General features: G+C 59.9%; 10 protein-coding genes. 5 read left to right on the top strand and 5 right to left on the bottom strand.

Annotated elements, in window-relative coordinates; translation table 11 throughout:
• The 4 genes from QOC89_RS31725 to QOC89_RS31710 form a co-directional block, all read right to left on the bottom strand.
• Positions 1-791: alcohol dehydrogenase catalytic domain-containing protein (locus QOC89_RS31725; protein ID WP_323048662.1), on the bottom strand; the 791-nt coding region annotated here is incomplete at its 3' end.
• Positions 792-863: 72 nt separating this feature from the next.
• Positions 864-1,463 carry an acetate uptake transporter gene (locus QOC89_RS31720; RefSeq protein WP_323048661.1) on the bottom strand — a complete coding sequence of 200 codons (600 nt, stop codon included), beginning with the start codon at positions 1,461-1,463 and terminating at the stop codon, positions 864-866.
• 55 nt (positions 1,464-1,518) lie between these two features.
• On the bottom strand, positions 1,519-3,492 hold the full coding sequence (acs, locus tag QOC89_RS31715; protein WP_323048660.1) for an acetate--CoA ligase: 1,974 nt from the start codon (positions 3,490-3,492) through the stop codon (positions 1,519-1,521).
• Between the two features lie 603 nt (positions 3,493-4,095).
• Positions 4,096-4,680, bottom strand: coding sequence for a DUF1003 domain-containing protein (locus QOC89_RS31710; RefSeq protein ID WP_323048659.1), 585 nt, complete (start codon positions 4,678-4,680; stop codon positions 4,096-4,098).
• A gap of 655 nt (positions 4,681-5,335) precedes the next feature.
• On the opposite strand from QOC89_RS31710, the gene QOC89_RS31705 reads away from it, so the two are divergent.
• A complete protein-coding gene (locus tag QOC89_RS31705) occupies positions 5,336-5,596 on the top strand; it encodes a transcriptional regulator (RefSeq protein ID WP_323048658.1) in 261 nt (86 codons plus the stop codon).
• Positions 5,597-5,897: 301 nt separating this feature from the next.
• Complete coding sequence (locus QOC89_RS31700) at positions 5,898-6,032, top strand: entericidin A/B family lipoprotein (RefSeq protein ID WP_323048657.1); 135 nt, start codon at positions 5,898-5,900, stop codon at positions 6,030-6,032.
• 443 nt (positions 6,033-6,475) lie between these two features.
• Here QOC89_RS31700 and QOC89_RS31695 read toward each other — a convergent pair whose 3' ends face one another.
• Entirely contained in the window at positions 6,476-6,592 is a 117-nt protein-coding gene (locus QOC89_RS31695) for an entericidin A/B family lipoprotein (protein ID WP_323048663.1), read from the bottom strand.
• Positions 6,593-6,945: 353 nt separating this feature from the next.
• Here QOC89_RS31695 and QOC89_RS31690 point away from each other — a divergent pair, with 353 nt between their 5' ends.
• The 3 genes from QOC89_RS31690 (at position 6,946) to QOC89_RS31680 (ending at position 9,566) form a co-directional block, all read left to right on the top strand.
• Positions 6,946-8,601: a SulP family inorganic anion transporter gene (locus QOC89_RS31690; protein ID WP_323048656.1), complete on the top strand. Its 1,656-nt coding sequence runs from the start codon at positions 6,946-6,948 to the stop codon at positions 8,599-8,601.
• A gap of 192 nt (positions 8,602-8,793) precedes the next feature.
• A complete protein-coding gene (locus QOC89_RS31685; RefSeq protein ID WP_323048655.1) occupies positions 8,794-9,336 on the top strand; it encodes a CBS domain-containing protein in 543 nt (180 codons plus the stop codon).
• Positions 9,333-9,566 (top strand): hypothetical protein, encoded by a 234-nt coding sequence (locus QOC89_RS31680; protein WP_323048654.1) that lies wholly within the window; start codon positions 9,333-9,335, stop codon positions 9,564-9,566. Before QOC89_RS31685 ends, QOC89_RS31680 begins: the two co-directional genes overlap by 4 nt.
• The last annotated feature ends 5 nt before the right edge of the window (positions 9,567-9,571 follow it).

Genomic DNA, 9,571 nt, shown 5'->3' with positions numbered 1-9,571 from the left:
TTCGCAATCGTGCCGCCCGGCGCGATGATCTCCTCGCACAATTCGAAGGTGGCGGGTATGCCCACCGCTTCGATGGCAGTATCGACGCCACGCCCGGACGTGAGCGTCATGATCGCATTCACTGCGTTGCCGTCCGCGCTGTTGATCACCGCGGTTGCTCCGAATCGCTTCGCGGTCTCCAGCCGGTTGTCGTCCAGATCGACCATGATGATCTCGGCAGGCGAATAGAAGCGCGCCGTGAGCAACGCCGCGAGTCCGATCGGCCCGCTACCGACGATGGCTACCGTACTGCCCGGTTCAACCTTGCCATTGAGCACGCCGCATTCGAATCCCGTCGGCAGGATATCGCTCAGCATCACGAGCGCTTCTTCGTCGGCGTCGTCGGGAATGCGGTAAAGACTGGTATCCGCATGCGGGATCCGGACGAATTCGGCCTGTGTGCCGTCGATCTTGTTGCCGAGAATCCAGCCGCCGCTCACGCAATGGGAGTACATCTGTTTGCGGCAATACTCGCATTTGCCGCAAGCACTAATGCATGAGATGAGAACGCGCTCACCCGGCTTGAACGTGGTCACGCCCGGCCCTACCTCGTCGATGACGCCCGTACCTTCATGCCCGAGCACCCGGCCCGGCTGGCAGGTCGCGACGTCACCCTTGAGAATGTGCAGGTCTGTTCCGCAGATCGTCGTCTTGCTGATCCTGACGATGGCGTCGGTGGCCGCATCGATGACCGGTTTGGGACGGTCTTCAACCGCTTTCTTGCCTGGGCCGAGATAGACCAGTGCCTTCATTTTCGGTAACTCCGGTTGCATGCGCGAGGTGCTGACTCTCGCCTCTTGCGGATTCAGCATCGGTCCGAGCGGTCAGAGCGCGACGGCGTGCCGGCTGAAGACTCGTGGCTCGCCAATCGGCATGACTATCCGGCCGTGCACCTCGTTGATCACATCGGCTGCGGACAGATAGAACGCGAGCGCCGCCGTGACAAGTCCCATGTAACCACCGGCCATTCGCAAGAGAGCCGAACCCGTCCACTCGCCACCCGCCAGCAAGCCGAATGTGATCCACAGCGCCAGAAAGATAGCCTGCAGCGCGCGGGGCGAACGAAACGTGGCCAGCCACATATAAAACGTAAACACGCCCCACAGAAACAGATACCAGCCAACGAAAGCGGCCGGCACTTTATCGTGCAGAAACAGCACGAAGAGCGCGAATGACCACCAGAAAGCCCCGTAGCTTAAAAAGGCCGTCGCGCCGAAGGTGTTGCCGCGCGGCAACTCCATCACGCCGGCAATCGCCTGCGCCGTCCCGCCGTAGGCAAGCGCGCAGGCGAGCACGAGACCCATCGACTCGCCCGAGAACCAGCCGGCGTTGATCATGCTCAGCAGCCACGTCGTCAGTGCAAAGCCGGCGAGACCCAGTGGCGCGGGGTTCGCGAGTGGTGTTTGGTTGGGTGCGCTGGCCATGGCCTGCTCCTGAAGATAAAATTCAATCCGGCGATCCCGCGGCCTGCGCGACGAATCACCCGAGTTGATCGAGAATCGCCGGATTTTCCAGCGTAGATATGTCCTGGGTGATTTCTTCGCCGGCCGCAAGCGAACGCAGCAGACGGCGCATGATCTTCCCTGAACGGGTTTTCGGCAGATTCTCGCCGAAGCGGATTTCCTTGGGCTTTGCAATCGGCCCGATCTCCTTGCCGACCCAGTTGCGCAGCTCATTCGAGATTCTGATCGCCACGTCACCGGTTGGCCGCTCGCCCTTCAACACCACGAACGCGACGACGACTTCGCCGGTAGTCTCGTCAGCGCGCCCGACAACAGCGGCCTCCGCAACCAGCGGATTGGCGACCAATGCCGATTCGATCTCCATGGTGCCGAGCCGGTGGCCCGATACGTTGAGCACGTCGTCGATCCGACCGGTAATCGTGAAGTAGCCCGTGTCTTCGTCACGCACCGCCCCGTCACCCGCGAGATACAGCTTGCCGCCGAGTTCTTCGGGAAAGTAGCTCTTCGTGTAGCGGTCCGGATCGCCCCATACGTTGCGCAGCATCGAAGGCCATGGACGTTTGACGACGAGGATGCCGCCCTGCCCGTTCGGCACATCGCGCCCGGTCTCATCGACCACCGCGGCCATGATGCCCGGCAACGGCAGCGTGCATGAGCCCGGCACGAGCGGCGTGGCGCCCGGCATCGGCGCGATCATGTGACCACCCGTTTCGGTTTGCCACCAGGTGTCGATAACGGGGCAATGGCCGTGACCGACGTGCTCATAGAACCATGTCCACGCAGCCGGGTTGATCGGCTCGCCGACCGTGCCGAGCAGACGCAGCGTCGACAGGTCGAAGCGGTCCGGATGAACCTTCGGGTCGGAATCGGCCAGCTTGATCAGCGAGCGGATGGCGGTCGGTGCGGTGTAGAACACGGTCACCCGGTGTTTCGCGATCATCTCCCAGAAGCGGCCGGCGTTCGGCCACGTCGGCACGCCCTCGAACACGACCTGGGTTGCGCCGATTGCCATCGGACCATACGCAATATAGCTATGACCGGTGATCCAGCCAATGTCGGCGGTGCACCAGAACACGTCGCTACGCTTTGCGTCGAAAGTCCACTTCATGGTCTGCGCGGCCCACATCAGGAAGCCCCCCGTACTGTGCTGCACGCCCTTCGGCACGCCGGTCGAACCGGACGTATAAAGGATGAAGAGCGGATGCTCCGCGCCCACCCATTCCGGCTCGCAAACGTCTGCTTCGGCTTGCGTGAGATCATGCATCCACAGGTCGCGCCCTTCGTGCCACGCGACCTTGCCGCCCGTGCGCCGATAGACGATCACGCTCTTCACCGCGTCGCAGCCGCCCATCGCGAGGGCTTCATCTGCAATGTTCTTCAGAGGCAACGCCTTGCCGCCGCGCATCTGCTCATCGCAGGTGACGAGCGCAATCGCCCCCACATTGACAATCCGTTCATTGAGCGACTTCGACGAAAAGCCGCCGAACACGACTGAATGCGTCGCGCCGATCCGGGCGCAGGCCTGCATGGCCACGATGCCTTCGATCGACATCGGCATATAGATCACCACGCGGTCGCCTTTTTTCACACCGCGGGTTCGCAGCGCGTTGGCAAAGCGGCTCACCCGTTCGAGCAACGCGCGATAGGTGACATGCGTGACAGTACCATCGTCGGCTTCGAAAATCACGGCGACATGATCCCCGTTACCCGCTTCGACATGGCGGTCGAGACAGTTGTACGAGGCATTCAGGGTCCCGTCTTTAAACCATTCATAGAACGGCGCGCGGGATTCATCAAGAATCGAGGAAAACGGCGTTTTCCATTGCAGCGTTTCGCGTGCGAGACGGGCCCAGAATCCGGTGTAATCGCGCTCCGCCTCGGCAACCAGCGCGCGATAGGCATCCATGCCGGATATCTCGGCGTAAGCCGCGACACTGGGGTGTGGGAGGAATGCCTGTGGCTCCTCCAGAGTCGAATCGGTAGTTGACATCATGTGTTCCTCGCACGCTTTTGCGCGTGCTTGAAAAATGCTTTCCGGCAAGCCGTTGCGCCGCCGTGGCGCAATGACCGGGCATGGCAATAGAAATCGGTGAGGGAGATCGTGACACGAGAGATTGCTTCGTTTCCGGTGGCTGCGCGACGCCAGGACCTTGCAATGACGGTGCACGCGCAGTGACCAGAAGTCGGTACGGTGGCGTACCAGTCTGGGAAATCCGCTTCGCTACGGAGATCGCCGGCCAGGCCGCGATCGATCTAAACCCACGTGTCGATGCGACTTTGTTCCGCACAAAATGCGCAAATGCTTCATTCTGCAGCCCGAAATATACCGACAAAGTGCGCAGGCCGAACTCGGCGGATTGCTCGACAGTAGTGGTGTTCATTGAATGCTCCGATTGACCCGGCACGTGCGTCCAAGGGATTTCGGAGGCGAGTGTCTCGCTAAAAGACCTACAGGTCGGAGCGACCTGGCATTATCAATGCTGCGTCGCACCAACGACCGCCGTATACCTTTCCTGCTGGAGGTACAGTGATTCCGGGAAAGCAGATCCTGTATTAACGAAATGACATGCAGTCGTCGTTCGATCATGGAGCTTCACGCAGCGGGCGACTGCGATGTCTTGTCGCCCGATGTCCTGCTGGACATGAGCAGGTTCTTGAGCGCTTCCATCTGCTCCTTCTGGATGGTCAGCAATTCGGTCCATTGCTGGTCACGCAGGATATCCACCTTATCATGCAGCAACATGATCTCGAGTTCGGCCTTCAGATTGATCTCATAGTCGTGCTCGGCAGAAATCCGGTCCTTGTATGACTGTCGGTTCTGGGCCATCAGGATGATGGGAGCCTGGATGGCCGCGAGCATCGAGAGAAACAGGTTGAGCAGAATGTAGGGGTATGGGTCAAAAGTCTTGCTGTACTTCGCCAGAATCAGCGAATTCAAGCCAACCCAGACAATCATGATCGCGATAAAACACGTGATGAATATCCACGAGCCGCCGAAGGCGGCCACGGCATCAGCCGCGCGCTGGCCTCGTGTCATCGCGGCATCCAGTTCTTTCGCGGAATCTCTTGCTACGTGCTTTCGTTCCGCAATGAGACGCGCAACGTTCTTCGCGCGTTCGTCCAGCGCTTCATAGGGTACGCCAAAGAATTTTTCGGCAAGCTCGGCGGGCTTTTGCATTTTGCACTCGAGGTAGTCTTGTCTTTCGAAGAGGGTTCTCTGCTACGGCCAGATCGCTCAAAGCGTTTCGTGACAGCGAGCTGAAATCAGCGCACCCTGCCCAAAATGGGCGAGCTTTACGGCGCCCACCGATACAACCGGAGTAGTGTGATGGCAAAAGGTCAGTTGCGCAGCAATGGCGAAACAAAGAAGCCAAAGCAGCCGAAAAAGCCGTCTCCTGTATTGCTGCCGTCTAGCCCGGTCTCCCAGAGGGTACGGCCGAATTCTGTGGAAACACAAAAAAAGCGTTGAGAATAAACTCGTCCAGGTAACCCGTCGGCGTCGTATCGGTGCCTGATAGGTCGCGGCTTCGGCGATCGTCGCTTGCCGCAACGCAGGGGTAGCTCTTCCTGCGCGTGACGTCGGACCACGCCCGACCGATTTTCCTTACGCCGACGGACCGACAGCGATCTCTCTTCCAGAAAGCATGGCGTTGGCTTCGGCACGTGACAAGATTCAGGCCTTGATGGGCTCTATCGAGCCGACCGTGCCCGAGCGCTTCATTGGCGAGCGGCCGCACCTATAACGCATTCCGGTGTTGCGTATGCGTCCGGAACTATGACAACTTCGAGAAGAGGGCCACTATATCTCTGTTAAGCAGACGGAGGGGCCGAAGATGCGACTGATCGAACCGGATGAACACCAGGACTTCCTTTCGGCCGTGCAAGGCAGGGGGCTGGCAGAAGATGACTTCGAAGTCCAGGAAATGGATACGACCGACCCCAAAGGCGACGAGAACTTCGGTCTACAGGGCTGTGTCACGGTAACCAGACTATCGACAAACATTACGAGGGAATACCCCATCGGCTACGAAACCGATTGGACGCAGCATTTCAGGCAAGATCTCGAAGCCGGTGTCTTCGATAAGCCGGAATGAGATCCCGCATGTGATTGGCCCGCTGGCAAGGATTGATGGGCCGGCCCGGTGCGGATGCCAGGCCGGAGGCAGGCATACACACGCCCTGCGCATGCGTCTGAAGTACAGCTCCCTCTGCCGCGGTGCCGCATGAGTTTCCTGCCACGGGTTTTACGTGGGATGGGCGCTGCCGCTGGTCCGCGTCCCGCTTAGAATAAGATGCATGCAGAGTGCCCGCGGTGGCCCCGCTGTGCCCGCGGTACCCCTGCGTATCCGGCTCGTCACCGCTGCCGGCACCAGGAATCCGCCAAAGGGGGACAACATGACGCGATTCGTCGCTCTGTTTCTGATCGCCGCTACCGCGCTCCTCGCGGGCTGCAACACCGTTGCGGGCGCCGGCGAGGACATATCGAAAGGCGGCCACGCCATCCATAACTCGGCCGAGCAAGCCAAATAGGCGATGCTGGCGCCAGGCGCAAGCTGTTCGACAGCGCGCTTTTGCACCGTCGGGCGCCCCAGCACGCACGGGGCGGGCGTTATGGGGCGTTCAACATCCACGAGTTGTTACGCTTTCAGCAAGCTCGTGGACGTGATCCGGCGCGGTGTCGCCGGTATCGCCTGCCCGGTTTTCCCGGTTTTTTCGGGCAGTTGCGAAGCCTCGCTGCGGCTGGCCCCGGAGGACAGACTTGTGCTGACCCAAAGCAGTAGCTGAAGTGACCAAGCGGACAGGTGCGACGAGATCATGAGCGCACTGTGTCCGGCGGCAATTTACGCCTGGCGGAACAGGTCGCCTGCGACGAAGGACCAGTACCTCGACGCAATCTACGGTGCGCATGGCAGAGGCAGCCGTGCGATGGTGCGGCACGATGTCAGACGGTTCGCACGCGTCGCTGGCATCGTCTATTTGGCTTCCTCGGCCGAGTTATGGATGGCCTGGCCGACTTTCCATATGTCCTCGCCGGCTCCAGCTACAGTGTTGCAGCCTACGAGGAACGCGTTACCGACGATCAGAAGCAAAGCAGTTGTGTCATATTGCGCCCGTTGAGAAGTTCCGGGTGTCGGCAGCGGTGCTGACACCAGATCTGCATGGGTATCCTGCGCTGGTCGGGGCTATCGAAGGCAAACGTGCATAGATTTCATTCGAAGCGAGACGTGGGCCAGCCGGATAGAGGATGAACGATCGCGAACTGCAACGATATGCCGCATGCAGGACACGCGCACGCTCAGTCCGTCGGGGAAATGTCCAATGGCGGCACAGCCATGTTCCGGTTCATCCTCGTATTCGGAAGCGCCAGCGCAGACCAGTGGTACTTCGCCCGTTCCTTCGAATCAACGTGGTGCCGTTATCCTGCATAGCCGATCGGAAGGGTATGAAAAAGTATCCGTGCAAGGCGTCGGTGCGCGTTCTCGCGGGCCATTACTTGCCCGACCTGCGCGCCGGGCTGTCTGTCGCTGGCCTGCTCGTTCCTGAGGCGATCGCGTATTCAACCATTGCGAACCTACCACCTCAGACGGGCGTTATAGCGCTGCTCGCGGGACTCGTCGCCTACGGCCTGCTCGGCAACAGCCGCTTTGCGATTGTGTCCGCCACGTCCTCGTCGGCGGCCGTCCTTGCAGCCGTAGCAGTGGGAATGGCCGGTGACAGCCTGCCGATGCGCACGCTGCTAGCCGCCGGGCTCGTATTGATTACCGGGTTGATCTTCGTGAGCGCGTCGCTCGCACGCCTGGGCAGCGCTTCTGAGTTCATCGCCAAACCCGTGCTGCGAGGCTACGCGTTAGGTCTGGCAATTGTGATCATTACAAGACAGATCCCGAGTTTTCTCGGCGTGAGTCTCAAGCACACCGATTCTGCCGGCTTCCTGATCGAGCTTGCCCGTAGCTACCCGCAGTGGAACGTCTGGCAGTTAGCGACCGGGCTCGTCGCGCTGGCCCTACTATTCGCATTCGGTCGCACGCGCCAAGTGCCGGGCGCGTTCGTCGTCATCTCGCTAGGCATCGTCGCCAGTCGCTGGTTCGGCCTTCACGCCCATGGAGCGTCGGTGGTCGGCACAATCGACCTGTCGGGCCAAATGCCTTCCCTGCCCAGCCTTGATCACCACCAATGGGCACAACTTGGCGAATTCGCCTTTGCGCTGGCGCTGATCCTTTACGCCGAATCGTATAGCTCGATCCGCACATTAGCACTCAAGCATGGAGACTTGACGGCGCCGAACCGTGAGTTGCTCGCGCTCGGGGCTGCAAATATGCTGTCAGGGCTCTTTCATGGCCTGCCTGTAGGCGCGGGCTATTCGGCAAGTGCCACTAACGAAGCGGCTGGTGCGCAGTCGCGCTGCGCAGGTTGGGTCGCTGCCGTAGTGGTGGCCATCATCATGCTCCCGTTGCTTCCACTGGTGGCGCTCACGCCCACCGCGGTTCTCGCGGCCGTCGTTTGCCATGCGCTTAGTCACGCGTTGAACCCATCAGTATTCACACCGTATTTGCGCTTGCATCGCGACCGTTTCCTCGTCGCCGCCGCGGTGCTAGCGGTGCTCGTACTAGGCGCGCTCTACGGGTTGCTCGCTGCGATTGGACTTAGCCTGCTGATGCTTTTGCGAGGGCTCTCTGTTCCGAACGTGAGCACGCTCGGCCGCCTTGGCGAAGGACACGATTTCCTTGTTCTCGCAGCGCATTCTGATTCACGACCAGTGCGGGGCGTGATCGTCTTGCGTCCGGAGGCCCCGCTCTTTTTTGGTAACGTCGAAGTCATGTTGCAGCATGTGAGGACGTTGGTCGTCAACGCGGGCGACAGCACACAATCGATTGTTCTCAGTCTGGAGGAGTCCACCGATCTGGATAGCACCAGCGTGGAGGCATTGATGGAATTCGAACGCTTTGCTGCAGCACGCGGCAAGAGGTTGTTCTTCGCGCGCCTGAAGGAGCCCGCGCTGGCGTTGCTGACCGTGGCAGGCATGCCTGGTCTCACCCCGCCGTACGTTCATTACAGCGTCGACGATGCGGTCGCCGCTGCGCTAGCTCAGTCGAGTTGACGCATGAATGCTTGTCAGGTGAGACCCCGCATGTCCGCAAGCTGTCGTACGCATTGGCATCAGCTTGGCGTACACTCAACTGGCAGGTACCTGTTTCACGCTTACCAGCCGCATCCTCTGAGGTCTGAGATCCGCTGCTATCCGCGTTGCGCGGGCACATCCTTTCCAGTCAGCCCTACGAGGAGCCACGTCATGGTAGTCAGAGATGTGATGAAAGAGCCGGTCTGCGTCCAGGCAGAAGAAACCCTCGACGCCGCCGCAGCCCGCAGGCTGAAGAAGAACAATATCGGTGCCCTCCCGGTGTGCCAGAACAACAGGGTAATCGGGATGATCACCGACCGTGATATTACGATGCGCGGCGTCGCGGATGCCCGCGATGTCACTCAGATGACGGTGCGCGAGGCAATGTCGGCCGAGATTCTCTCTTGCTTCGGGGATGATCCGGTCGACGAGGCCGCCAAGGTTATGCGCCAGAATCATGTGCAGCGTCTGGCGGTCCTTGATCGTGGCGACCAACACTTGATCGGCATCATTTCGCTGAGCGCTTTGAGCGGCGCTGCCTCCGAACGGCGGCCTTTTGAAGTGATCTTCCACAAAACGTTCACTGATCACCGCGGCCACCCGCATCACAGTGAGTTGATGCGTATTGCGGTAGCGCAGGGCACTAAGGAAGAGAAATGGGCCGCGAGTCTTGGAGAGAGTTTGTTGTGCGCACAGCAGAACTTAATCGAATGATTAATGACGAGAATGCTCAAGCATTTCAATCGATCAAGGATGGTTTCGAGCAGCGTTACGCGAATGAAGTGCAGCAGTCTCACATCAGAAATCAGGAGCAGGCCGAGGCGCTTAACAACTTTGCCAATTACATGCAGCGCCAACAGGCTATCAATAACGCAAACCGACCAGTTACCACCAATTGCTCAGGCGGGCGGAATGGCGGAATGGTCACATGCACTACGTTTTGAACGCG

The sequence above is a fragment of the Paraburkholderia sp. genome (genome assembly GCF_034668105.1).
Classification (GTDB): domain Bacteria; phylum Pseudomonadota; class Gammaproteobacteria; order Burkholderiales; family Burkholderiaceae; genus Paraburkholderia.
The sequence above is the reverse complement of the archived record's forward strand: the minus strand, read 5'-3'. Positions and strand labels throughout refer to the sequence as shown.

Excerpts from the sequence above, each read along its gene's own strand:
- QOC89_RS31720 (WP_323048661.1), bottom strand. The coding sequence starts at position 1,463 with ATGGCCAGCGCACCCAACCAAACACCACTCGCGAACCCCGCGCCACTG.
- acs (WP_323048660.1), bottom strand. The coding sequence starts at position 3,492 with ATGTCAACTACCGATTCGACTCTGGAGGAGCCACAGGCATTCCTCCCA.
- QOC89_RS31710 (WP_323048659.1), bottom strand. The coding sequence starts at position 4,680 with ATGCAAAAGCCCGCCGAGCTTGCCGAAAAATTCTTTGGCGTACCCTAT.
- QOC89_RS31705 (WP_323048658.1), top strand. The coding sequence starts at position 5,336 with ATGCGACTGATCGAACCGGATGAACACCAGGACTTCCTTTCGGCCGTG.
- QOC89_RS31700 (WP_323048657.1), top strand. The coding sequence starts at position 5,898 with ATGACGCGATTCGTCGCTCTGTTTCTGATCGCCGCTACCGCGCTCCTC.
- QOC89_RS31690 (WP_323048656.1), top strand. The coding sequence starts at position 6,946 with ATGAAAAAGTATCCGTGCAAGGCGTCGGTGCGCGTTCTCGCGGGCCAT.
- QOC89_RS31685 (WP_323048655.1), top strand. The coding sequence starts at position 8,794 with ATGGTAGTCAGAGATGTGATGAAAGAGCCGGTCTGCGTCCAGGCAGAA.
- QOC89_RS31680 (WP_323048654.1), top strand. The coding sequence starts at position 9,333 with ATGATTAATGACGAGAATGCTCAAGCATTTCAATCGATCAAGGATGGT.